The 24,252-nt window shown below is 69.4% G+C and carries 22 protein-coding genes; 15 read left to right on the forward strand and 7 right to left on the reverse strand.

Annotated features, from left to right (window positions below; translation table 11 throughout):
• Positions 1–12 precede the first annotated feature (12 nt).
• Together EV648_RS21465 and EV648_RS21470 are read right to left on the reverse strand one after the other, a co-directional pair.
• Entirely contained in the window at positions 13–621 is a 609-nt protein-coding gene (locus EV648_RS21465; protein WP_132294550.1) for an FMN reductase, read from the reverse strand.
• On the reverse strand, positions 618–1,712 hold the full coding sequence (locus EV648_RS21470; RefSeq protein ID WP_132294553.1) for an LLM class flavin-dependent oxidoreductase: 1,095 nt from the start codon (positions 1,710–1,712) through the stop codon (positions 618–620). Before EV648_RS21470 ends, EV648_RS21465 begins: the two co-directional genes overlap by 4 nt.
• A 155-nt stretch (positions 1,713–1,867) precedes the next feature.
• On the opposite strand from EV648_RS21470, the gene EV648_RS21475 reads away from it, so the two are divergent.
• Positions 1,868–2,551, forward strand: a complete 684-nt coding sequence (locus tag EV648_RS21475) for a GAP family protein (RefSeq protein WP_132294556.1) — start codon at positions 1,868–1,870, stop codon at positions 2,549–2,551.
• Between the two features lie 54 nt (positions 2,552–2,605).
• On the opposite strand, the gene EV648_RS21480 is transcribed toward EV648_RS21475, so the two are convergent.
• Positions 2,606–3,433, reverse strand: a complete 828-nt coding sequence (locus tag EV648_RS21480; protein WP_132294559.1) for a c-type cytochrome — start codon at positions 3,431–3,433, stop codon at positions 2,606–2,608.
• 215 nt (positions 3,434–3,648) lie between these two features.
• On the opposite strand from EV648_RS21480, the gene EV648_RS21485 reads away from it, so the two are divergent.
• Both EV648_RS21485 and EV648_RS44180 read left to right on the forward strand, forming a co-directional pair.
• Positions 3,649–4,899 carry a S1C family serine protease gene (locus tag EV648_RS21485; RefSeq protein ID WP_199234743.1) on the forward strand — a complete coding sequence of 417 codons (1,251 nt, stop codon included), beginning with the start codon at positions 3,649–3,651 and terminating at the stop codon, positions 4,897–4,899.
• 154 nt (positions 4,900–5,053) lie between these two features.
• Entirely contained in the window at positions 5,054–7,708 is a 2,655-nt protein-coding gene (locus tag EV648_RS44180) for a LuxR C-terminal-related transcriptional regulator (protein WP_132294562.1), read from the forward strand.
• A gap of 39 nt (positions 7,709–7,747) precedes the next feature.
• Here the strand turns inward: EV648_RS44180 and EV648_RS21495 are convergent, their stop codons facing one another.
• On the reverse strand, positions 7,748–8,221 hold the full coding sequence (locus EV648_RS21495; protein ID WP_241995444.1) for a DUF6069 family protein: 474 nt from the start codon (positions 8,219–8,221) through the stop codon (positions 7,748–7,750).
• A gap of 314 nt (positions 8,222–8,535) precedes the next feature.
• Here EV648_RS21495 and EV648_RS21500 point away from each other — a divergent pair, with 314 nt between their 5' ends.
• The 5 genes from EV648_RS21500 to glsA are packed head-to-tail and all read left to right on the forward strand — an operon-like array spanning position 8,536 to position 15,121.
• A complete protein-coding gene (locus tag EV648_RS21500; RefSeq protein WP_132294568.1) occupies positions 8,536–9,018 on the forward strand; it encodes a DUF1269 domain-containing protein in 483 nt (160 codons plus the stop codon).
• A gap of 59 nt (positions 9,019–9,077) precedes the next feature.
• Positions 9,078–10,610, forward strand: coding sequence for a M17 family metallopeptidase (locus EV648_RS21505; protein WP_199234744.1), 1,533 nt, complete (start codon positions 9,078–9,080; stop codon positions 10,608–10,610).
• Entirely contained in the window at positions 10,607–12,277 is a 1,671-nt protein-coding gene (locus EV648_RS21510) for an AbgT family transporter (RefSeq protein ID WP_132294571.1), read from the forward strand. Before EV648_RS21505 ends, EV648_RS21510 begins: the two co-directional genes overlap by 4 nt.
• Before the next feature lie 7 nt (positions 12,278–12,284).
• The gene (locus EV648_RS21515; RefSeq protein ID WP_132294574.1) at positions 12,285–14,081 is read left to right on the forward strand and encodes an SLC13 family permease; all 1,797 of its coding nucleotides are present in this window, start codon (positions 12,285–12,287) and stop codon (positions 14,079–14,081) included.
• 20 nt (positions 14,082–14,101) lie between these two features.
• Complete coding sequence (gene glsA, locus EV648_RS21520) at positions 14,102–15,121, forward strand: glutaminase A (RefSeq protein WP_132294577.1); 1,020 nt, start codon at positions 14,102–14,104, stop codon at positions 15,119–15,121.
• On the opposite strand, the gene EV648_RS21525 is transcribed toward glsA, so the two are convergent.
• Complete coding sequence (locus tag EV648_RS21525) at positions 15,027–17,012, reverse strand: hypothetical protein (protein WP_132294580.1); 1,986 nt, start codon at positions 17,010–17,012, stop codon at positions 15,027–15,029. The genes glsA and EV648_RS21525 overlap by 95 nt on opposite strands.
• Before the next feature lie 215 nt (positions 17,013–17,227).
• Here EV648_RS21525 and EV648_RS21530 point away from each other — a divergent pair, with 215 nt between their 5' ends.
• From EV648_RS21530 to EV648_RS21540, 3 genes are all read left to right on the forward strand, one after another.
• Complete coding sequence (locus EV648_RS21530) at positions 17,228–17,686, forward strand: DUF6325 family protein (protein WP_132294583.1); 459 nt, start codon at positions 17,228–17,230, stop codon at positions 17,684–17,686.
• Positions 17,687–17,702: 16 nt separating this feature from the next.
• On the forward strand, positions 17,703–17,975 hold the full coding sequence (locus EV648_RS21535; RefSeq protein WP_132294586.1) for an SHOCT domain-containing protein: 273 nt from the start codon (positions 17,703–17,705) through the stop codon (positions 17,973–17,975).
• Positions 17,976–18,050: 75 nt separating this feature from the next.
• Positions 18,051–18,272, forward strand: a complete 222-nt coding sequence (locus tag EV648_RS21540; protein ID WP_132294589.1) for a hypothetical protein — start codon at positions 18,051–18,053, stop codon at positions 18,270–18,272.
• Between the two features lie 24 nt (positions 18,273–18,296).
• Here the strand turns inward: EV648_RS21540 and EV648_RS21545 are convergent, their stop codons facing one another.
• The gene (locus tag EV648_RS21545; protein ID WP_241995446.1) at positions 18,297–19,382 is read right to left on the reverse strand and encodes a nitronate monooxygenase family protein; all 1,086 of its coding nucleotides are present in this window, start codon (positions 19,380–19,382) and stop codon (positions 18,297–18,299) included.
• Between the two features lie 84 nt (positions 19,383–19,466).
• On the opposite strand from EV648_RS21545, the gene EV648_RS44945 reads away from it, so the two are divergent.
• Positions 19,467–20,387, forward strand: a complete 921-nt coding sequence (locus EV648_RS44945) for a LysR family transcriptional regulator (protein ID WP_132294592.1) — start codon at positions 19,467–19,469, stop codon at positions 20,385–20,387.
• Between the two features lie 64 nt (positions 20,388–20,451).
• Positions 20,452–21,930: an MFS transporter gene (locus EV648_RS21555; RefSeq protein WP_132294595.1), complete on the forward strand. Its 1,479-nt coding sequence runs from the start codon at positions 20,452–20,454 to the stop codon at positions 21,928–21,930.
• Positions 21,931–21,933: 3 nt separating this feature from the next.
• On the opposite strand, the gene EV648_RS21560 is transcribed toward EV648_RS21555, so the two are convergent.
• A complete protein-coding gene (locus tag EV648_RS21560) occupies positions 21,934–22,623 on the reverse strand; it encodes a TetR/AcrR family transcriptional regulator (protein WP_132294598.1) in 690 nt (229 codons plus the stop codon).
• A gap of 255 nt (positions 22,624–22,878) precedes the next feature.
• Here EV648_RS21560 and EV648_RS21565 point away from each other — a divergent pair, with 255 nt between their 5' ends.
• Positions 22,879–23,451, forward strand: coding sequence for a hypothetical protein (locus EV648_RS21565; protein WP_132294601.1), 573 nt, complete (start codon positions 22,879–22,881; stop codon positions 23,449–23,451).
• On the forward strand, positions 23,448–24,218 hold the full coding sequence (locus tag EV648_RS21570) for a hypothetical protein (protein ID WP_132294604.1): 771 nt from the start codon (positions 23,448–23,450) through the stop codon (positions 24,216–24,218). Before EV648_RS21565 ends, EV648_RS21570 begins: the two co-directional genes overlap by 4 nt.
• Positions 24,219–24,252 lie beyond the last annotated feature (34 nt).

Genomic DNA, 24,252 nt, shown 5'->3' on the forward strand with positions numbered 1-24,252 from the left:
CCGAGGATCCTGTCAGGCAAGGAGTTTCTCGAAGGAGTCCGGCGAGTCGAAGGGGTCGGGTGGCAGCGGCGACTCCCGCCGGTCGACCTCCCGGGCCAGTTCTCCTGCGGCTCGGTCGATCCGGGTCGCGAGCGGGCTCTCGGACTCCGCGCCGGAGCCCCAGTCCTCGGGGGCGGCGTACACGCCGGTGGGCATGACAACCGCGTGCAGGTAGGAGAACAGCGGGCGGAGCTCATGCTCGAGAACCAGCGAGTGCCGGCCGGTCCCTCCGGTCGCCGCGATCAGCACGGGCTTGTCGATCAGCGCGCTGTCGTCGAGCACGTCCACGAACATCTTGAAGAGCCCGTTGTACGACGCACTGAACGTCGGCGTGACGGCGATCAGACCGTCGGCCCGGCTGACCCGGTCGAGCACCTCCTCGAGCTGCTCGGACGGATAGCCGACGATCAGGTTGTTGACCAGGTCGTGCCCGTGGTCGCGCACCTCGATCACCTCGAGGTCCACCTCGGCGCCGAGCGCTTCGAGCTGCCGCCGGGCCGCCTCGGCCAGCCGGTCTGCCAGCAACCGGGTCGACGACGGCTGCCGCAGCCCCGCGCTGATCACGACGATCTTCCGGCTCATCGGACCGCCTCCGCCGACAGCTCCTTCGCCGCCTTCAGGGACGCGTGGGTCGGTGCGTCCGGGACGTGCTCCGGACGGCCGACGGCGAACTCCTTGCGAATCACCGCGGCGATCTCCCCCAACTGCTCGATCTGCTCGAGCACCGCCCTGTGCGGGATTCCGAGTCCGTCGACGTTGAACAGTTGCCGCTGGTAGTCGCCGGCGGCGTACTCACGGAACTGCAGGATCCGCTCGATCACCTGGTCCGGGCTGCCGACCAGCAGCGCCGTGTCCTGCGAGGTCTGCTCCAGCGACGGGCCGCCACCGTAGACCGGCGACGCGTCGTAGTACGGCCGGAACTCGTTGATCGCGTCCTGCGAGTTCTTCCGGACGTAGAGCTGGGCGGCGAGTCCGACGATCGCCTGGTCGGCCGGACCGTGCCCGTAGTGCTCGAAGCGGCGGCGGTACAGCTCGATCATCTGCCGCACGTGCCGCTTCGGCCAGAACAGGTTGTTGTGGAAGAAGCCGTCGCCGTAGTACGCGGCCTGCTCGGCGATCTCGGGACTGCGGATCGAGCCGTGCCACACGAACGGCGGTACGTCGTCCAGCGGCCGCGGCGTCGAGGTGAAGCCCTGCAGCGGGGTGCGGAACTTGCCTTCCCAGTCGACCACGTCCTCGCGCCACAGGCGGCGCAGCAGCGCGTAGTTCTCGACCGCCAGGGCGATGCCGTTGCGGATGTCCTGCCCGAACCACGGGTAGACCGGGCCGGTGTTGCCGCGGCCCATCATCAGGTCGACCCGGCCGTCGGCCAGGTGCTGCAGCATCGCGTAGTCCTCGGCGATCTTCACCGGGTCGTTCGTGGTGATCAGCGTCGTCGACGTCGACAGCTGCAACCTGGACGTCCGGGCGGCGACGTACCCGAGGATCGTCGTCGGCGAGGACGGTATGAAGGGCGGGTTGTGGTGCTCGCCGATCGCGAACACGTCGAGGCCGACATCCTCGGCCAGCTGGGCGTACTCCAGCACCGCCTTGATCCGCTCGTGCTCCGTGGGTGGGCGACCGGTGACCGGGTCGGCGACCACATCTCCCACTCCGAAGATCCCCACCTGCATGACCACTCGCCGTCCTCTCGTGCCATTTGATTGATACGTCACTCATCATAGGTTGACACGTCAACTCAAACAAACCACGAGCAGTGGGCCGGCGGTCAGGTGGAGGCCGGGGAGGCGTCTTGCTGGGCCGGTGCCGCTCCTCCATAGTGAGCAGGGTGACCTTCTGGCCGGTGATCGGCGCGGTGCTTCCGCAGGCGCTGGGAATCGCGTTGAGTCCGGTGCCGATGGTCTGCATCGTGCTGGTGCTGCTGTCGAGGCAGCCGATTCGCGCCGGATCGAGCTTCGCGGTGGGCTGGGTCGGCGCCCTGGCGATCGCGACCGGACTCGTGGTGGTGCTGACGGACGTGGCCACCGATGACGGCTCGGAGGCGGCGCATGACGGTGTCGACCTCGTCAAGCTGGCGGTCGGCGTGCTGTTCGCGGTCCTGGCGGTCCGGTACTGGCGCAAACGTCCATCGCCCGGTGAAACCCCGCCCCGCCCGGCGATCGTCGACAAGATCACGACGCTCTCCGGCCCCGCCCTGGTCCTGACCGGAGCGGGAGCGGCGCTGGCGAACCTCAAGAACCTCCCGCTCGTCATCGGCGCGGGCACCCAGATCGGTGGATCCGGCCTCACCACGGGACAGGAGGTCGGTGCGACGGCCTGCTTCGTCATCGCGGCGTCGCTGACGGTTCTCGTCCCACTGCTGGCCGTCGTCATCGCGGGAGCGGAGCGGTCGGCCCCGACGCTGAAGACGCTCGAGAAGTGGCTGCTGAGCAACCTGAACACGATCCTCGTCGTTCTGCTGGCGGTCCTGGCCACCGTGATGATCGGCCAGGGCCTCGACCTGTTCCGCTAGCGCCCCAGCCGGATCAACGGGCCTTGCGCCGGATCAGCGGGCCTCAGCCCGGGATCAGTGGGCTTTGGCCCCGATCCACACCGCGACCGCGATGAGCGCGCCGATGCCGACGAACCAGCCCCAGAGCCCTTCCGAGACCGGGCCGAGCCGTCCCAGACCGAAGCCACCCGGATCCTTCTGATCCTGCAGGCTCACCACGTAGGCGATGATGTCGCGCTTGTCCTGGGGCAGCAGCACCTGGTCGGAGAAGACCGGCATCTGCTGGGGTCCGGTCAGCATCGCCTCGTAGATGTGCCGGGGCGAGCTGTTCATCAGCGAGGGCGCATAGCGTCCGTTCGGCAGGGCGCCGCCGCGGCCGGCGAAGTTGTGGCAGGCCGTGCAGTTGGTCCGGAACAGTTCGCCGCCGCGGGCAATTTCGTCGTCTGTCGCCTTGCTGACGTCGTACGCCTCCGTGGCCGGTATTGCGGGGCCCGGCGCGAGGGAGGCGACGAAAGCGGCCAGCGCCGCGATCTCCTCATCGGTGTACACCGGCTCCTTCTGCGCCACCTGGGCACCGGTCTGGGTCGCCGGCATCCGGCCCGTACCGACCTGGAAGTCGACCGCGGCCGCGCCCACCCCGATCAGCGGCGGTCCGGCCTGCTCGCCCTCGCCGTCAGTGCCGCCTTCGGCGTTGAGCCCGTGGCAGCTCGCGCAACCGACCGCGAACAGCTTGCGGCCTTCCTCGATCTGCTGCGACTGGGGTCCGTCGGCGCCCGCCGCCCCGTTCGGCACCAGCAGGCTGTAGGCCATGCCCGCGACCACCAGAGCCAGCCCGATCACGACCGCGCGCGCGAGTCCGCTTCGCCGCCAATGCTGCCGGGGCGTGTTGTCCGCCGCTCCCATGACCGCACCTCCCAGCAGCCGGCGCCGTGATCGTCGATGACCCTAGTGTGCGCCATCCAGCGCCTGGATCACCTCTTTCGGGTGAGTATTTCGGCGGCGGCGGCAGCGATCCTTGACGAAGGGTTGTGTCCCGACCGGCGCTTCGACGGCTGATCTCGCGGAACCGCCACCTTCGCCGGCCGGTGCGCCACGATTCCAGCGCGGAGGAGATCGAGATGTCCGATCCACCCAGCGGGCAGCCCGCGCCGGACCCCCCGACGCCCGCCCCGGACCCTGCGCCGGGGGCGCCGACGCCCACCCCGGGACCAGCGCCGGACGCCCCGACTCCCGCCCCGGAAGCTGCGGCGCCGGCCCCCGCCGCACCGACCTCCGCCGGCGGCGTACTCCGGAACCGAACGCTGCTGGCCGGCATCGGCGGAGCTGCTCTGGTGGGTGCGGTCATCGGCGGACTCATCGTCTGGGCGCTGTCCGACGACGGGGCCACCACGTCGTCGGCGGCAGGCAATCCGCAAGCGGCCGGCCAGGTTGCCATGTGCGCCGCGGCCCCGGTCGCGAACCAGGTCCTGCCGTCGGTCGTCACGATCTCCGCCCGCCGCGGCGGTCAGGCCGGCAGCGGATCGGGCCAGATCATCCGCGACGGCGGCTACATCCTCACCAACGACCACGTGATCTCGCTGGCCGCGAACGGCGGCAGCGTGTCGGTGCTGTACAGCGACGGGCACAGCTCGGACGCGGAGATCATCGGCCGTGACCCCAGCACGGACCTGGCGATGCTGAAGGCGGCCGACGCCTCGAAGGGGTATCCGGTGATCGCACTCGGGTCGTCAGCGGCGCTGGAGGTCGGCGACCCGGTCGTCGCTCTTGGCGCGCCGCTCGGCCTCTACAGCACGGTCACCTCCGGCATCGTCAGCGCCCTGGACCGGTACGTGCCGGTGCCCGGGGACGACGTCACCCACCACCTGATCGGCGCGATCCAGACCGACGCCGCGATCAACCCAGGCAACAGTGGTGGCGCGCTGGTCGACTGTTCGGGCCGGCTGGTCGGGGTGAACAGCGCCATCGCGACCGTGCCGAACTCGGCCGGGGTCTCCGGCGGCGGCAGCGTCGGCCTGGGCTTCTCCATCCCGGTCGATCTCGCCATGCCGATCGCTGACAAGCTCATCGAGACGGGCCAGGCCGGCCACCCGACCACCGGGCTCCAGGTGCAGGAGCTTCCGCCGGAGATGGCCAGGGCCTCAGGCACCGAGCCGGGGTTGTTCGTCCTGGCCGTCGAGCCAGGCAGTCCAGCGGTGAAGGCGGGCCTGAAGCCCGGCGACATCATCACCATGATCGACGGCAAACCGGCCCGCAGCAGCGAGGACATCGTGGTGGCTACCCTGACCCGATCGGCCGGCGACACCCTCGAGATCACCTACCTGCGATCGGGGGTGACGGCAACGACCACCCTCACGCTGGCAGCTTCCTGACCCGGCAGGGACAGAATTGTCCGTACGCGCGCCTCTCCCGCAACGGCCACGGACCGACTAGTCTCCAAAAGAGAAACTCAGGAGCACAGGCGCAACAGAAGACCCAGAGGAGTACCGGCTCAACGCGAGGCACGCAAGCCAGGGAGGGCGGCGCGTGACGATCTTCGAGCCCGAGCACGCGCACGACGGAACCAGGCGACCGGCCATGGGAGGAGCCCCACGGCCACCGTTGACGCTGGTCAGTCGTGAGCGGCTCCGTGCTGCACTCGACCGTGGCTCTGCGGCACCACTGACCATGCTGGTGGCACCCGCAGGCACCGGCAAAACTGTCCTGCTGTCCGACTGGGCGGCTCATCGGAGCACGTCCGGACGCTCCGTGCTGTGGGTGTCCGGCCAGGATCCGGACTCGCTGGAGGACGTCCTCAGCCAGGCGTCCGCGGCGGCGGCGCCCGAGCCTGTCGTGGTGGACGACGCTCATTTGCTCTCCGCAACGATGTTGACCACTTTGTCCACGCTGCTGAAGAAGTCACCGCAGTCGGTCCGCCTGCTGCTGGCCACCCGCTACGACCTGCCCCTGCCGCTGACCGAGCTGGAGCTGCGCGGCCTGGCGTCGACCTTGCGCTCGCGTCAACTGCGGTTCAACGATGCAGAGGCCGCCGAACTCATTCATGCGCATGATGAAAACGCCACCGCGGCAGACATCTCGCTGCTGCAGGAGAAGACAGCGGGCTGGGCCGCGGCCCTCGTGCTCGCGGCCCGGACGATCACCGTGTCGCGCGACGCCGGTACCCGGATGCTCAGTGAGCAGCCGGTGCTGGACCTGCTGCTCGGTGAAACCTTCGCCACCCTTGACACGCGGACCCAGTCGATGCTGCTCAGCACCTTTGCTGCCAACGGGCTGACAGCGCCGCTGGCCGCCATGCTGAGCGCCGACCCCAACGCCGAGGCGCTGCTGGCGGATCTCGCCGGCAACGGGCTGCTCGTCACCGCGTACACCAACGGCGCGGACAGTGAGCCCGTCTACCGCTACCACCCACTGCTCATCGAGCTCCTGCACCGCCGCGCCGCCGGCAGTCCCGAGGACGCCAAGGTGGTCACCGCGGCGCACCACCGCGCGGCCCTGTACTACGAGAACCGTGGCGAAGGTTCTCTTGCCCTGCGCAACGCACTCGACGCCGGCGATCCAGGGCTGATCGACCGCGTCCTGCTCCGGTACGGGCCGGCTGTCCTCGCCAGCGGCGGCCACGAACTCGTTGCCGCAGGCTTCGAAAACCTCCCGGACGGCTATCTGGACACCCATCGGCACCTGCTCGGTGTTCGCGGCATCCTGCACCGCCGCTCGGGTGACGTCACCGGCGCGGTGATGGACACGTCCTCCGCCGACCAGGCGTCGATCAACTCGGCGTCGGAGCCCGCGACCCCGGAGGACGACGCACTCCGGGCGGACGCGCTGACGCTCCGGCTGTGGGAGTCCCGCTACGGCTGGTACGACGTCCGCGACTCGCTCGCCCGCGCCAGGTCGCTGCTGGTGCTGGACCGTACTCCGGACAACGGCCGGCGCCCGGCGGTGCTGGCGCCGGAGCGGTTGTCCCTGCTCCTCATCGAGCTCGCGGCGACCGAGACGTGGGTCGGCGATCTCGACGAGGCGCTCCGCCATCTAGACGAGGCACTGGTCTCGGCCCGGATGGCCGGTCATCGCCAGCTCATCGCGGGCGGTCTGGCCCATCGCGCCGTCGTGTACTACGTGCGCGGCCAGGTGGAGAACGCCGCCGAGTCCGCGCGGGCCGCCCTCCACGAGGCCGGGGATCGCGTCCTCTTCAAGGACTACGCGGTCCGGGCGCACGTGGTACTGGGCCTGGCGGCGTTGAGCCAGCTCGACCTGGCCGCGGCGCGGCACTGGCTCGAGCAGGTGGCCGACACCGACGTGGCCGCTTCGGACACGGTGGTCGCCGGTCTGCGCGCGATCCTGCGCGCCTCGCTGCTGATCGAGAACGGCCAGCTCGACCAGGCCGGTACCGAGCTCGCCACGGAGCCGACGGCGGCCGGCCCGCTGCCGTCGTACCTGGCGCGCGACTTCGCGCTGCTGCGGTTCTGGGTGGCCGCGCTGATCGGCGACCAGGGCGGCATGGACAAACAGCTGCGGATCCTTTCGGAGGCCAGCTGCACCGCGGAGGCCGACCTGATCCGGGCCATCACCAGCATCACCGACGGCGATTCACAGGCAACGCTCGACGCGATGGATGCCGCACTGGCCCGCCCGGGCGTCCACCCTGTCCTGGCGGCTTCGGCGGCATCGGTCCGGACCGTACTGCTGTTGCGCCTCGGTGACGAGGAGGCCGCCGAGACCGCGCTGGTGGACATGCTGAACCAGACCGCTCCCCAGCGGACCCTGCACGCGCTCGCGCCGGCCGGGATGGAGCCTGCCTTCGTGGGCCTGTTGCGCAGACATGTCGAAGGGCCGAACGTCCATCCGTTCGCGGCGGTCGTGCTGGACAAGCTGACCGGGTACGGAGCGGAGTGGAGCAAGGCAGGAGGGGTCACTCTGCTCGGCCGGACCCGGCCCGACGGGCAGGTCTCACCGCCCCGGCGCCTCGACGCGGTCATCAACGGCGCCAAGATCCGGTTGACCGCGCGGGAGGCGGACGTGCTCGACGAGCTCGCCCTGGGCAGTTCCTACACCGAGATCGCCAACGCGCTGTTCATCACCGAGAACACCGTCAAGACCCACCTCGGGTCGCTGTACCGCAAGCTCGGCGTCGTCAGGCGGTCAGCCGCCCTCCGCGTAGCCCGCAACGCCGGCCTCACCTAGCCCGCGACTCCGGGGATCACCTGGCCCGCCAAACGCCCCTCACCTGGCCGGAGGACCTGGGTCGACCGGCCGGTACCGCACCGCCATCCGTGCCGCTCCGGTGAGCAGCGAGCCGATGGCGATCCCGATGACGAGGTTGATCAGCCCGGTGGCGACCTTCGACTCGGTCGACGCGTTGGTCGCCAGCGGCGCCAACGCGGCCGCCACCGTGGCCAGGGCGATGATCCAGCCGAAGAAGCGCAGTGGCCGGGGTGTCGACAGCAGCAGCAGGTGCAGCAGCCCGGTCGCCACCAGGGCGGCCAGAGCGGCGAACAGGGCGTACTTCCCCGTGTCGGCGTCGCCCCAGGTGCCCTCGCCCTCGGGGGCGAGTACGGCGACATCGAAAACGCCACGGGCCAGCAGGATGCCGACGACGGCGATGAGCGCGCAGACCACCGCGGTGGCCGCCCCGCCCGCCCACAGTCGGCCGGCGTCGATCGTCTTGGCGTTGCCTTGGGCGTAATGAGCAGTCAAGTCCATCCCTCCTCGAACGACGACACTGCGACAGCGGCAGCCGCCCTCCGCAGACCGCGCACTCCTGAGCCTGACCGAGCGCAGCCTTCGCACCATCCCCCGCGAGGGGTGAACTACCCAGCGCCACCGCTTGGCGGCTCCCGGACGCCGTTCTGCGGATCATCGGCCGAATCCGGCCCGGCGTACTCATCCCTGCGGGGTGAAGGAACTAGTCACCCAATTCGGATGAGGTCGGCGGGCTGACTTTTCTGATGGCATGAGGCTCACAGCGCGGAGCGGGGTGACGCGCGACCAGGCGACGGAGGAGTCCAGCAATGACGCATCTCGTGGTTCTAGGTCTGAACAGTCGCGACGACGCCGAGCGCGTCCTCGCCCTGACCGAAGACCTGGCCAAGCAACAACTGCTGCAACGCGACGACGCGGCCTATGCCTACAAGGACGACAAGGGCAAGGTCCGCATCCACCAGACGATGAACATGACCGGGGCCGGCGCCGCCGGTGGCGCGCTGTGGGGAACCCTGATCGGACTGCTCTTCCTGAATCCGCTGGCCGGCCTCGCTGTCGGCGCGGCGACCGGTGCCGTGGCCGGCAAGCTGACCGACGTCGGCATCAGCGACGACCTGATCAAACAGGTCGGCAAGCAGTTGCAGGATGGCAAGTCGGCCGTGTTCCTGCTGGCCCGGTCGGCCACCGTGGACCGCGTGATCGATGCGCTGAAGCCGTTCAACCCCACGGTCATCCAGACCAACCTCACGAAGGAACGCGAAGAGGAACTGATCGCGGCACTGCAGTCCTGACCCCGGCTCCGCCGGAACGACATCCGCGCCCCCGTCGAGCTGTAGCCGGAGGAGAACTCGTGAACACGTCCGCTGATGACTTCGACCCGATCCCGTCCACCCGGCACCGGGTGGCGATCAACGTCGCCTCGACGGAGCAGGCGGAGAAGGAGGCCGACGCGATCGCCGTACCGGTCGCCACCGGCGCCGAGCCGCCCGCCGCCTTCGGCACCGACTCGGCCGGCCTGGCGTCGGCGGGCTTCACCGGTGAGCGTGGCCAGACCCTTGTGCAGGCGCGCTGGGGTGACGGTCCCGTGGCGGTTGCCGTCGGCACCGGCAGCGCGGAGGAGGCCGACCTGACACTCGTCCGCGATCTGGCCGCAGAGTTCGCCCGTGCGGTCCCCTGGCACAAGCGACTCGCCGTCCAGGTCCCCTCGGCCGACCTCGGCATCTCCGCCGGCGACTTCGCCCAGGCCGTGACCGAAGGGGTGCTGCTGGCCCGCTGGCGGTTCTTCGTCGGCCAGGGCGGTGACGAGCCCACGCTCGAGTCCCTGCTGCTGGTGGCGGACGACGACGTGGCGGAGCAGGTCAGCGCGGGAGCGGAGCGGGGTCGCATCATCGCGGAGGCGTGTTCCCTGGGCCGGGATCTGTCCAACTGCCCGGCCACCACGCTGTCCGCCGTACGGATGGCCGAGGTGGCCCAGGAGGTCGGTACTGCGGCCGGCCTCCAGGTGGAGGTCTTCGACAAGGACCAGCTGATCGAGATGGGCTGCGGAGGTCTGCTGGGGGTCAACCGCGGCAGCGTGGAGCCACCCCGGATGATCCGGCTGCGGTACGAACCGGCCGACCCCACCGGCCGGGTGACGTTCGTCGGCAAGGGGATCATGTACGACTCCGGCGGCATCAGCCTCAAGCCGAGCGACGAGTCCCACGCGCAGATGAAGAACGACATGACCGGGTCGGCCGCGGTGCTCGCCTCGATGACGGCACTCGGCCGGCTCGGCTGTACGACCGCGGTGACCGGCTACCTGATGTGCACCGACAACATGCCGTCCGGCTCCGCGATGAAGCTCGGCGACGTGCTGACGATGCGGAACGGCAAGACGGTCGAGGTGCTGAACACCGACGCCGAGGGCCGGCTGGTGATGGCCGACGCGCTGGCGCTGGCGACCGAGGAACCCGTCGACGCCATCGTCGACATCGCCACCCTGACCGGCGCGTGCCTGCGCACGTTCGGCGTCGAGATCGCCGGCGTGATGGGCAACGACTCCGGGCTGGTCGACCAGTTGAGACAGGCGGGTGATCGGGCGGACGAGCCGGTCTGGGAGTTGCCGCTGCACCGGTCCTACCGGTCGCAGCTCGACTCGTCGATCGCCGACCTGACCAACATGGGCGGCGTGAACGCCGGGTCCATCACCGCCGGGCTGTTCCTCGAGGAGTTCGTCGACGGGCATCCCTGGGCCCACGTCGACATCGCCGGAACCGCCCAGTTGCCGGCCCCGAGAACGTGGCGGAACAAGGGCGCCACCGGCTTCGGCACCAAACTGCTGATCGACTTCGCGCTCGCCTTCACCCCGCCTGCCCGGGCCACGGACCAGGCGGTGCGGTCATGAGCGAGGAGGCGGTCGAGTCGGAACAGCCGGCCAAGAAGGGCGGCATGCAGCGGGTTCTCGACGGCATCGAGAAGGTCGGCAACAAGGTCCCGCACCCGGCCCTGATCTTCCTCGGGCTGATCTTCCTCGTGATCGTGTTCTCGCACATCCTCTACCTGACCGACGCGAGCGTGACCACCCAGGTCGCCGAACCCGACAGCGTCCAGGTGATTCCCGAGTACCCGGGTGGCACCAGCGTCGCCGGCAACGACGCGCCGCCCGCGCCCGCGATCCCCGACTACCACCTGGAAGAGGAGCGGATCACCGCCGAGAGCCTGCTCACCGGTGACGGCATCCGCTTCATCTTCACCACCGCGGTGCAGAACTTCAACGACTTCGGTGTCGTCGCGGTCATCCTGGTCGCCATGATCGGCGTCGGCGTGGCCGAGGAGGCCGGCCTGATCGCCGCCCTGATCCGCAAGATGGTCAAGGTCGCGCCCCGGAGTGCCATCACCTTCATCATCGTCCTGCTCGGAGGCATCTCGAGCGTGGCCTCCGACGCCGGCTACCTGGTGCTGATCCCCCTGGGCGCCGCCGCGTTCGTGTCCCTCGGACGACATCCACTGGCCGGCATCGCGGCCGCGTTCGCCGGGGTCAGCGCAGCCTTCTTCGTCAACATCCTGATCACCCCGGCGGACGGCATCATCACCGAGGTCACCAACGAGACGATCGGCCTGGTCGCCCCCGGCGTGACCCTCAACGTCACCCAGAACTTCTTCTTCAGCATCGCCTCCACCATCTTCTGCGCCGTGGTGATGACGATCATCACCGAGCGCATCCTCGAACCTCGGCTCGGCAAGTGGGATCGGGCCGAGGGGCCCGAGGAAGCCCCGGTCGAGCACCAGGCCAGCGACGAGGAGATGGCACTGGAGTCCCGCGGCCTGCGCTTCTCCGTGTACTACCTGCTGGTCGCCGTCGCCATCGTGTCGGCCCTCACCTTCATCCCGGGGGCGCCACTGCGTAATCCCGAGACCGGCGAGATCTTCGGCACCTCACCCTTCATGAGCAGCCTGCTGTTCATCATCTCGATGCTGTTCCTGGCCGCCGGCCTGGGCTACGGCCGCGGAAGCCAGTCGCTGACCGGCAGCACGAATGTGATCAACGCGATCGTCAAGACCTTCAACGGTCTGGGCGGCCTGATCTTCCTGATGCTGCTGATCGCGCAGTTCATCGCCTACTTCAACTACTCCAACATGTCGACGCTGGCCGCGACCGGCCTGGCCGACCTGCTCGAGCGGGCCGACATCGGGGCGCTCCCGCTGCTGATCGGCTTCATCCTGCTCGTCCTGGTGATCGATCTGATCATGCCCGGCGTGATCCCCAAGTGGGCCATCCTGGCGCCGATCTTCATCCCGCTGTTCTACCGGCTCGGCATCGCGCCGCAGACGGTGATCGCGGCCTACCGGGTCGGCGACGGTCCGGCCAACGTGATCACCCCGCTCATGGTCTACCTGCCGTTCATCGTGCTGGTGTGCCAGAAGTACCGGAAGAAGGCCGGTATCGGCACCGTGGTGTCGATGATGCTGCCGTACACCATCCTGGTGCTGATCACCTGGACGCTGTTCTACATCGCCTGGTACCTGATCGGGATCCCGTGGGGCCCGGACGCCCCCGTGCACCTCGGTTAGAGGCGTCATGGATGACAGCACCCTGAGCCTCATCATCCTGGGGCTCACCGTCGCCCTGTTCATCTGGAACAGACTCCCGGTGGATCTCGTCGCGGTGCTGACCGCGCTGGCGCTCTGGGCCACCGGGGTGCTCGACGCGACCCAGGTGGTGGCGGGCTTCGGGGACCCGGTCGTCATCTTCATCGCCACGCTGTTCGTGGTCAGCGAGGGCATCTACGCCACCGGCGTGACCACCTGGCTGGGCCAGACGATCGTCCAGTACGCCGGACTGAACCGCACCAGACTGCTGATCGCCATCACCGGCCTCTGCGCCGTGCTGACCGCCCTGATCACCCTGAACGGGGCGGTCGCGGCGCTGCTGCCCCTCGTCGTCATGCTCGCGGTGCGGATCGGGGAACCACCGTCGCGGATGCTGATGCCGCTGACCTTCGCCGGCAGCGCGGGATCCCTGTTGATGCTGACCGGCACCCCGGTCAACATCATCGTCTCCGAGGCGTCCCGCGAAGCCGGCGAGGGCGCGTTCGCCTTCTTCTCCTTCGCCGTGCTCGGCATCCCTCTCGTGATCGGCACGATCACGATCTCGGTGCTGCTCGGCCCGCGGCTGCTGCCGGACGCCAAGCCGGCCCACTCGACCACGGATCTGGCCCGGCACAAGCACACGCTCGACCTGCACTACGCCCTGACCGACGGCTTCTACCGGCTGCGCGTGCGCGAACTCTCCCCGCTGCTCGGGCAACCGCTGCGGGAGATCGACCTCACGGCGTACCCGGGGGTGGAGATCATCGGGGCACAGGACTCACAAGGGCGTCCCCGGCTGGACGGCGAGCTCGAGATCGGCGACGTGCTGGTGGTGACCGGACCGTCGGACTACGTCGGCAGCCTGACCATCGACTCCGTGCTGTCGGTCTGCATGGCGCCGACGCAGGCCGACGACCTGCTCACCCGCGAGGCCGGGATGGCCGAGGTGGTGATCCCGCCGCGCTCCACCCTGGTCGGCGAGACGGTCTTCCCGGGCATGCACCGGGCCCACGACATCGTCATCATGGCGGTCCAGCGGATGGGCAAGGACCGCGGCAACCAGCCGACCACCCTGGCCGAAGGCGACGCGATCCTGGTCCACGGTCCCTGGCCGGAGCTGGACGAGCTCACCAAGGACCGCAGCATCCTGATCGTCGACTCACCGGACCTGATCCGGCGGCAGGCCGTGCCCTGGGGAGCCAAGGCCTCGGTCGCGGTCGCCATCCTCGGCGCCATGGTGGTGCTGCTCGCCACCGGCGCGGTCCCGCCCGCCATCGCCGGCCTGATCGCGGCGACCGCCATGGTGCTGACCAGGGTGGTCGGAGTACAGCAGGCCTACCGGGCGATCTCGTGGCAGGTCGTCGTGCTGATCGGGGCGCTCATCCCGCTGACCACCGCGATCCAGGCCAGCGGCGCCGCCGACCAGGTCGCCGAGATCATCATCGACGCGGTCGGCCCGGGCCGTCCGTACCTGCTGCTGCTGGCGCTCTTCGTCCTCACCTGCACGCTCGGCCAGATCGTCAGCAACACCGCGACCGTGCTGATCGTGGCTCCGATCGCGGTCTCGGCCGCGCAGGCGACCGGGGTCTCGGTGCGCCCGGTGCTGATGCTGATCGCCGTCGCCGGAGCGGCGTCGCTGCTGACCCCGATCTCCACGCCGGCCAACATGATGATCATGAACCCGGGCGGCTACCGCTTCGGCGACTACTGGAAGCTGGGTCTGCCGGTGATGGCCTGGTGGCTTGTGGTGGCGCTGCTGGTCATCCCGCGGGTCTGGGACTTCTGAAGCCCCGGGAACGAGGACCGATGAGTCTCGATCCACCGGACCCGCGCGGGGTCGACCGCTACGTCTCGACCGGCGAACTGCCCCGGCCGCGAGCGGTGACCCACCTGGTCGACGACGCGCACCGGATGTTCCGAGGCGTCGACGACGGCACGGTCTCGGACGTGTACCCCGCACTGGCCCGCGTGGACCCGGACTCGTTCGGCCTGTGCGTCACCGCCTCCGACGGTACGACGTACGAGGCGGGTGACTCCCGGGTGCCGTTCACCATCATGAGCGTGGCCAAGCCCCTCGTCTTCGCGCTGGTCTGCCAGGAGGTCGGGCTGGAGACCGTCCGCGACCTGGTCGGGGTCAACGCGACCGGGCTCCCGTTCAACTCCGTGCAGGCGGTCGACCGGTCCGAGCGTGGGAGAACCAACCCGATGGTCAACTCCGGGGCGATCGCGACCGTGTCCCTCGCGCCCGGTGACTCGCCGGAGAGCCGCTGGCGGTTCATCGTCGACGGGCTGTCCCGCTTCGCCGGGCGACCGCTCTCACTGGACGAGGAGACCCTGGCATCGGCCCTCGCGACGAACCACCGCAACCGTGCCCTGGCCGCGCTCCTCTCGAGTGTGGACGGCCTGGCGGGCGACCCTGGCGACGCCGTCGACCTGTACACCAAACAGAGCTGCCTGAGCGTGACCGCGGTCGACCTGGCGGTGATGGGTGCCACGTTGGCGGATGGTGGAGTCTGCCCGATCACCCAGGAACGGGTGATCGCGCCGGACGTGGCCCGGGCGACCTTGGCCGTGATGGCGATCGCCGGGCTCTACGAGACCTCCGGCGACTGGCTGGTCGACGTCGGCGTACCGGGCAAGAGCGGCATCGGCGGCGGCATCGTCACGGTGTCACCGGGGAAAGGTGCCCTCGGCACCTTCTCGCCGCGGCTCGACCAGGCCGGCAACAGTGTCAGAGGACAGCTGGCCGCTCGCTACCTTGCGCATCACCTCGGCCTGGACCTGTTGGCGTCGCAGCCGGTCCAGCCGGCGGTGTCTCCTGCCTGACAGCCACCGCGCGATCGAAGTACAGGTAGGCGACGGCCAGGGCGGCCAGGGGCATCGCGACGGCGAAGAGCAGCGACGACACCAGGTTGATCAGCGAGGCCGACAGATCGGTGGCGAGCAGCAGGATGATCCCGGCGATCGGGCCTGCCGCGACGCCCAGACCGACCACGATGACCAGCGGTACGGCGGTCCGCCACCATCGGCCCTGCACCAGCCTGCGGCTCCGCTTGAGCGCCTCGGATCCGGAGCAGCCCTCGGCCACCACGATCGGTATGGCGAACGCCCGGCTGACCGCGTAGTAGATCGCCACCGGGATGGTGGCGACGAAGAACGTCAGCGCGGCGAGCACCACGTAGTACTGCAGGGCCACCCTGGCCAACGGCCGCCACAACGAGATGACGTGGCGGAGCGCATCTCCCGTCGTCACGGACTGCCCGCGGTCCAGCTGGTCGAGGGTCCGGGTCAGGGCCGCCATCATCGACACGTACGCGACCAGCGTGAGGATCGTGGTGACCAGTGCCACCACGGAAAGCCAGAACCCGGCCGGGTTCTGGGTGGGTGCGCCGAGATCGGCAGGAGCATCGCGGCGGTCCGCCTGGAGGCCCGCCAAGGTGACCGTCACAAGGCTCAGGACGACGAACACCAGCACGAACCCTGCGAAGGTGCCCGGCCGGCCGAGGAAGAGCCGGGCAGACGACACCACCGCCTGCCCCCAGGCCCTCTTCTTCCTGGCCGGCAGTGGATCGGCGTCGCTCCAGCGCGTGCGACTGGCCGCGAACCACACCAGCGCGACTCCGGCGACGAGCAGCAGGATGAGGAGCCAGAGCCGGTCGAGGGTCTCGCGGAGCAGGTTCGACCCTGTCGCGACCGCGGCGCAGAAGACGGTGGTGCTGCTCGGCCCCAGGATCGAGCCCGCGGGCACGGTAGTGCTGTCGTCGCGCCAGGTGACCTCGGCGTCCTGGATGGGCGTGACCCACGACTCCTTCATGTTCGGCCCGGTCGGCCCGTCGAAGAACGAGCGCTGCCGTTCGCCCCACCGGCCCTCGAAACCCAGCCAGGGGTAGGCGGCGACGTAGTCGGTGGTCGCGAGCGGTACATAGGCGACCCGCGGCGTCATCCCGGCTTTAGGTCTGGTGGTGTCGTCACACCCCAGTCCCTCCGAGCCACGCCCGAGGTACAGGCGCTGGCCGTACTTGTTCGCGTGCGAGCCGGCGGCCGGATAGACGACCGGGTGGGTGCCGTCGACCACCTCGAGCTTCTTGTCACCCCACAACGCGCGCTCGGCTCCCCCGTGCTGGCTGTACCCGACCGCGATCGGTTCCTGCGCGAGAGCCGCCGCCGGGTCGGGCGCGTCGAAGATGAGCTGGATCGACTCCCAGTCACCTTCGTGGGTGTTGTTGTAGTCGTTGAAGACGTAGAAGAACCAGTACTCCAGGGAGAGCTTGTCCGGGAACTTCGGGTCCGAGGCCAGATGGGCGTAGACCGTGGCCGGGAAGGCCGCGTTGATGTCGGCGGACCACTCGGCGTACCCACAGCCCGGCCGGAGCGGATCGCCCGGGAAGTCCAGGAAATGCCCGGGGAAGCCGAGACTGATGTCCTTGGCCTCCGGCTGCGTCCGGACCAGGTCGGGTGGCCGCCACGGCCCACGGAGAGCGACCTGCTGATTGCCCAGTACGGCCTCGACGTCGGTCGGCTGGAACTGCTCTCCTTCGTCACAGCGCGACGCGTCGACCTGCAACTTGACGACAGGGGCGTAGCGCTCGGCGAGCTGACGCCCGGCGTCGTCCGGTGTGGCCCGGGTGGTGGCCGCGGCCGGGGCGGGCAGAGCGAGGATCGTCAGGGTGAGCAGTCCCGCGACCGCCACGAATCTCGTCCACCTGCGCGGCGCCATGGCCTAAGAATGCAGTACGCCGGTCCGCCTCAGCTCACCTCGTGAGTGTGATCCCACCCGGGATCCCTTCTGGTGAACGCCGGACGCACGTTGCCAGGCATCTCACCCGGTCTAGGTGATACCGCCGTGGCCGGCCGGTTGGGAGAATGGCGGCACGGCCGCGTGGTCCCCTGCTGAGCGACTCCGCGCCTCCACCCGACCGGCCAGGAGGCCAGATGTCGACTTCGACCGACGCAGCGGCCCGGGCCAACGACGTACTGGGGCCGATCGATCTGCTCGTGGTGCAGATTCCGCCGGAGGGACTCGGTCCCGACGGGTTCGGCGTCCTGCTGGACCTGGCCGAGCGGGGGGTCATCCGGATCCTCGACCTCGAAGTCCTGAGCAAGGCCGACGACAGCTCGGTCGCACCGGTCAAGCTGGCGTCCGACATCCTGCCGGAACTGTCCGCCCTGGCGCCGTTCATCGGCTCGTTCTCCGGGCTGATGAACGCCGACGACCTCCGCGAGGCCGGGTCGCTGATCGAGGCCGGCCACCTGGGCGTCGTCGTCATCTACGAGAACGAGTGGGTCGTCTCGCTCGCCGCCGCGCTGCACGGCGAGGGCGCCCGCCTGGTCGCCTCCGGCCGGATCCCGGACGACGAGTTCGAGGCGGCGCTCGGCGAAGGTACCGGCTGACAGAGGGGATGTTCCGATGGGATTGTTCAGAACGGCCGCGAGAACCGCTGTCGTCGCCGGTGTGGCGACCCGCGTGCACCAGCGCGTCTCCGAGCGGCAGCAGGGCACGTGGGCGGCCTCCACCAACGCCCCGGTCCCGACCTCGTTCGCGCCCCCCGCGACCCAGGCCCGGTCCGCGATGCTCGCCCAGCTGAAGGAACTCGGCGAGCTTCGCACGGCCGGGGTGCTCACGGACCAGGAGTTCGAGCACCAGAAGGCCGAGATCCTCGCGGAATCCAAGCAGAAATGATCGCCCGGGAAGGGTGATGCCGGCCGGGGACCGGAGCAGCACAGTCAGTCCCGACCATCCTGAGAGGGCAACGACATGACCCACTACGTCATCCGCGTCAAGGGCACGTTGTCCCGCGAGCTGACGAACGCCTTCCCGTCCATGGAGGTCCACTCCGAGCCCGCGCAGACCGTCCTGCACGGCTACCTGCACGACCAGGCCGCCCTGGCCGGCGTCTTCAACCACCTCGACATGCTCGGCGTCGACATCCTCGAGGTGATGCACGTTCCTCAACCGGACGACCGAGAACCGGACTGAGATCCACCAGGCGACCCTTGGGGGTCAGAGCTTTTCGGCCAGGCGGGTCAGGATGGTGGCGGCCGGCTCTTCGGTGGCGTGCCTGAATCCCGTGCCGGCCCAGAGGTGCAGGTGCTCCTGGTCGCCGGCTGCCGCGGCGGCCTTGCGAAGACCGCTGGTCAGGTGGTGCAAGGCCGGATAGCCGTAAGGCGCGAGATCGCTGTACTGATTCGTGAAAGCGTTCGGCAGAGCTCGTGCGGGACGCCCGGTGAACGCGTGGGTCACCACGGTGTCCGCCCGGCTGGGATCTGCCAGCGCCGCCCGGTGGGTGGCCGACGTGCCGGCCTCGTCGCTGCGCAGGAGAATGGTGCCGACGGCAACGGCATCCGCACCGGCCCGGATCACCGCGGCCACCTCCTCCGCGGTCGCCAGGCCGCCGGCGGCGATTACCGGCAGCCCGACGGTACGCCGTACGGCCGCGACCAGGTCGTTGATCGGAACCTCTACCGGCGGCTGCTTCGGGGTGAAGGTGCCGGAGTGACCACCTGCCGCTGAGGCCTGTACCACCAGGGCATCGACGCCCGCGTCACTGGCGGCCTTGGCCTCGTCGATCGTGGTCACTGTCTGCAGGAGCAACGCGCCGGTGGCACGCAGTACGGCGAGGTCGTCGCGGCTCGGGACGCCGAACGTGAAGCTCACCACCGGGACCGGGTGGGCGCGCAGTACCTCGAGCTTCTCGTGCCAGCGATCGTCATCCTCGATCGGTTGGGCGGCTGCTAGCTCGATGCCGTACCGGTCCGCCTCCGCGGCGATGAGCCCGGCGTAGCGGCGGAACTCCTCACGATCGACAGGCAACGGGTTCGGCGCGAACAGGTTGACCCCGAAAGCCGTGGACGGCGCCGCGCTCAGCTCCTGATCGAGTGCCTCCGGTGACTTGTACCCGGCGGCCAGGAAGCCGAGGCTGCCGGCCTTCGCCGCCGCGTCGACGAGCCGCGCCGTAGTGGCGCCGCCGGCCATCGGAGCGGCGAACACCGGGAGGTCGAGACCGAGCTGATCGCTGAGCATCACAGGCCTTTCGTCGGAAGCATCTCCCCGGTCGCGAACGGGGCGGCTCTCAAGGTAGGTGATCATGCTTGCTCGGTCCCTGCCGGCTTCACCACGACCGAGTTGCTCTCTGCTGAGAGGCAACGCCTCCCACCGCCTTACGATCGACCCATGGAGCTTCGCCAACTGCGGTACTTCGTCGCCGTGGCCGAGGAGCTGAACTTCGGCCGGGCCGCGGCTCGCCTGCACATCGCCGGGCCGTCGCTCTCCCAGCAGATCAAGTCCCTCGAGCGGGACCTGGGCGTCCGGTTGTTCGACCGCGACCGCCGGTCCGTCACGCTGACTGCCAGCGGCCAGGCGCTGCTGTCCTCGACGCGGGCGCTGCTCGAGCAGGCCGACGAGTTGCGACGTTCCGCGAGCGGTATGGCGGCGAGCGAACCGGTCCGGCTCGGCTACGTCAGCTGGCACCCGGCCGACCTCGTCAGCCGCGCGTCCGGTGTCGCCCAGCTCCTGATCGACGCCTGGGTGCTGCCCTCGCACGCCCAGGCGGCGCGGGTCGCGGACGGCACCCTCGATCTGGCGATCTGCTGGGTACTGTCCGACGACCTGGCCAAGCTCGACCTCGACGCGCAGGTGATCGGCGCGGACCGGCTGTTCGCCGTTGCCGTCGGCGCCGACGCGTCGCCGGTCCGGGCGAAGGACATCCTCGTCCCGGTGGACGCCGACACCGCCACCTGGTCGTCCTGGAACGCCTATGGAGAGGAGTTCGCCCACGACACCGGCGCGAAGCTCGAGTACATCGACGACGGCGGGATCACCGGTGACGCCTTCTTCGACAACGTACGCCGCCTCCGCCGTCCCCTGCTGAACTCGCCGAAGAGCCAGCTCGGGCCGCTGCCACCCGACCTCGTCCGGCGCCAGGTGATCGACCCCTCGCCGTACTGGACCTGGTGCCTGGTGACGCGGCGCGACGAGTCCCGGAAAGCGGTGCACGCCACCGTCGAAGTACTGACCCGCGACCTCGCCTCGCTCGACCTCGAGACAGCCTGGCTACCGGCCGGCGACCCGTACCGCACGGCACGCACGCACTAGGCCCGGGACAAACCAGGGGATCCCACTGGTGCGAGTTCCTCCTGATTCCCGCAGTGTGGGAGGCATGTCCCTTGAGCAGGCAAGCCCGTCCGTCCCGCTGAGTAGTAGGACGGGAATCGCGGTCATCTGCGCGACCGTGCTGGCCTCGATGATCGGGTTCCTCGATGCCTCGGTCGTCACGGTCGCCTTGCCTGCCATCGGCGAGGACCAGAACGCCGGCGTAGCCGAACTGCAGTGGGTGGTGACGAGTTTCCTGGTGACGGTCGCGGCCCTCCTCCTAGTCGCCGGTGGTCTCTCGGACCGCTACGGACGGCGACGGATCCTGGCGGTCGGGCTGGTGATCACCCTGGGGGCGTCGGTGCTGTGTGCGCTCGCTCCGTCGGTGGGTCTGCTGATCGCGGCTCGGGTGCTCCAGGGAATCGGCGGCGCCCTGGTGGTGCCGAGCAGCCTGGCCCTCCTCAACGCGACCCTGCGCCCCGAGGACCGGGCCCGCGGGATCGGCATCTGGGCGGGGCTTGCGACACTCGGTATGACGGTCGGTCCGTACGCGGGTGGCTGGCTTTCGGACACCTACTCCTGGCGCTGGCTGTTCCTGCTGAACGCGCCGCTGGTGATCGCCGCGCTGCTCGTACTGCGAAGCGTCCCGGACAGCAGGGATCCCGCGGCCAGCGGCCGGCCCGACGTGCCGGGTTCGCTGCTCACTGCGGTCGGGTTCGGCGGGGTCATCTACGCGCTCACCGAAGGTGCCGCCAAGGGCTGGTCCCGTCCTTCGGTCGTGGTCGCCGGCCTGGTCGGTATCGCCTGCCTGGTGACGCTGTTCCCGTTCGAGGCGATGCGGCGGCATCCGATGTTGCAGCTGCGGCTGTTCCAGTCGCGCCAGTTCGACGCGATCAACGCCGGCACGCTGCTCTTCTACGGCGCCCTGGCCGCCTCGTCGTACCTGCTCTACCTGCAACTGGAGCTGCAACTGGGCTACAGCGCGAGCGCCGCGGGAGCCGCGCTGATCCCCTCCTCGATCGTCTTCCTGCTCATCTCGCCGGTCAGTGGGTCCCTGGTGGCCCGCTTCGGTCCCGGGTGGTTGATGGCAGCAGGGATGACCATCGTCGGGATCGCGTTCGTCTACCTGTCCGCGCTCGGACCGGGTTCGAGCTACCTGGGCGGTGTGCTCCCGGGGAATCTTGTGTACGGACTGGGACTCGGACTGGCAGTCACACCATTGACTGCCGCTGTGCTCGCGGCGGTGAGCAGCGCCGACCTCGGTGAGGCCTCCGCGGTCAACAACACCGTGTCGCGCATCGGTGGCGTGGCCGCGATCGCAGTACTCCCGGCACTGGCTGGCGGCGTCGACCTCAGCCTCACCGAGACAATCGCCGCAAGCTTCCGCCCCGCGATGCTCGCCACCGCGGGGCTCTGCTTGGCCGCGGCGGCAATCTCCGTCGCCTTCGTCTCCAAGACCACCACAACCTCCACCCCACGCATGGCTCCTCCACCACCCCACGCCTGCATAGCCAACTGCGTGCCCCCAGAGAAGGTCTCCGCATGACCTTCAGCGGGCCGGCGCTTCGGGGGTGGGGGCGAGGCCGTTGAGGATGTGGGTCAGGCCCCAGAGGAACTGTTCGGTGGTGAAGTACTTCGCGACGGTGGCGGCAGTGCTCGTGGTGCGGGGGTAGGTGGTGGTGGAGATGGTGTCGAGGGTGGCTCGGCGGGTGGTGATGCGTTCGGACTCGGTGAGATCGGCGTGGTCGAGGCCGGCTACTTCCAGGGCGATGGCGCCGAGAACGTAGACCACCAGGACGTACGAGGCGCGGGCCGCGTCGTCGGCGGTGGCGCCCGCGTCTGCCAGTACTCCGGCGAGGGACTCGCGGAGCATCAGCGCGTTGGGGCCGTCCATGGGACCACCCAGGAGCAGGTGAACCGCGCCCGGGTGAGCCACCAGTCGGGTTCGCAGCTCCAGGGCAAGGGCTTCGACCCGCTCTCTCCAGGGCATCTGCCGATCGGCGAACCGGTCGTGGTTGACCTCCCCGAGGAATCGCTCGACAAGGGCCCGCAGTACGGCGGCCTTGTTGGGGAAGTAGGTGTAGACGGCGTTCGGCGCGATACCGAGCTGGGCGGCGATCCCCCGGACCGACACCGAGGCCGCGCCGCCGGTGTCCAGCTGCGAGAGAGCGGCGTCGAGGATGGCTTGCTCCGTGACGGCGCGCGGCCGGCCCATCCGGCGGTTCGGCGACTGCGTCATCCAAGGGCTCCCGGCTGTTGACTTTCTGTACGACGTACATATTGTGGAACGGAGTGTCAAAGACCCGGTCACCGGGTCTCACCTTTGGCGATCGGTGTGCGGGGCAGGACCACCGGAGGTCCGTATTTCTTGGGGGTTGAGGCAGACCTCCGCTCGCTGAGGGGGTTGGCCGGCATGTCCAGGCCGAACGCACCGCAGAATCCAAGATCCACCGTCACAGTCCCATCGAGTTCGTCACTGGCACCACTGGCCCGATTGGCAGGGCCTCTCGCCCTGGCCGCCGGGACCCTGATGATCGTGGTGGAGCTGGTGATGTTCCCCATCGTCGACAGGGACGATCGGCAGGGCACCTCGCAGAACCTCGCCTACCGGATCAGCGGAATCGTGTACTTCGTGGCCTTCTGCCTGCTGATCCTCGCCGCCGTCGCGGCGTACAGCCGGCAGGCACACAAGGCCGGCCGGTTCGGTGTCGTCGGGCTGATCGGGGCCCTGGTCGGCACCATGTTCCTCGGCGGCGACCTGTGGTTCGAGACGTTCTACGTCACGTACCTCGCCGACATCGCGCCGCAGATCCTCGATGCGGATCCGTCCGGTCTGATCGTCATCGGCGCAGTGTCGAGCTATCTCCTCTTCGCCATCGGCTGGGCGCTCTTCGGCCTCGCGAGCCTGCGTGCCGGCGTGTTCCCGAAAGCGATCTGCATCGCCATCGTGGTCGGCGGCCTGCTCGGCTTCAACGCGCTGCTGCCGCCGTGGGGCATCGGCCTCGGCCTGGCGATGGTCTGGCTCGGCGTCTGGATGATCAGGACGCCCGCGGAGGTCGTCTCATGACCACGGCACCGACCAACCCCAACCCGAGCCAGGTCGCGCCTCAGAAGCGACCGTGGAGTGCCTGGCGCACCCTGTTGATCATTCTCGGCAGCGTGCTCGTCCTGCTCGGTGGCTGCCTCCTCGTCGGTGGCGGGATCGGGCTGTGGGCGCACCAGCAGCGCGACGGCGACGGCTACTACACGGCCGGGCCGGAGCAGTTCCAGACCGACACGTCCGCGTTGTCCGTGCCATCGATCGACGTCGACCTCGCCGGTCCTCAGGTCGGCTCCGGGCAGGGGATGCTGGGCAAGATCCGGATCCGCGCCGAGATGATGGGTGCGGACACACCACTCTTCCTCGGGATCGGCCCGTCCGCCGAGGTGGCGAAGTACCTGGAGGGTGTCGGCCACGATGAGCTGTCCGACATCGACGTCGATCCGTTCAAGGCCACCTACACGACACGACCCGGCACCGACAGTCCCGCGGATCCGGCCGGGCAGTCCTTCTGGGTCGCCTCCGACAGCGGAACCGGGCCCCGCACGCTGGTCTGGGACGTTGCCGACGGCGACTGGACGATCCTGATCATGAACGCCGACGGCTCGTCCGGTATCGACGCGAGCGTCAGTGCCGCGGCCAAGCTGCCGATCATCCTGCCGATCGCCATCGGCGCGCTGATCGCCGGTGGCACGCTGCTGCTGATCGGTTTGCTGATGATCGTTCTGCCGATCGCGGTCCGCGGGAACAGCACCCCTGCGCCCAGGCCGACGACGGGACCCCGACCGATGTGACCGCGGCCGATGATGCGACCGCGGCCGATGGCGT

It is taken from the genome of Kribbella sp. VKM Ac-2568, from assembly GCF_004345365.1.
In the GTDB taxonomy this organism is placed as follows: Bacteria; Actinomycetota; Actinomycetes; order Propionibacteriales; family Kribbellaceae; genus Kribbella; species Kribbella orskensis.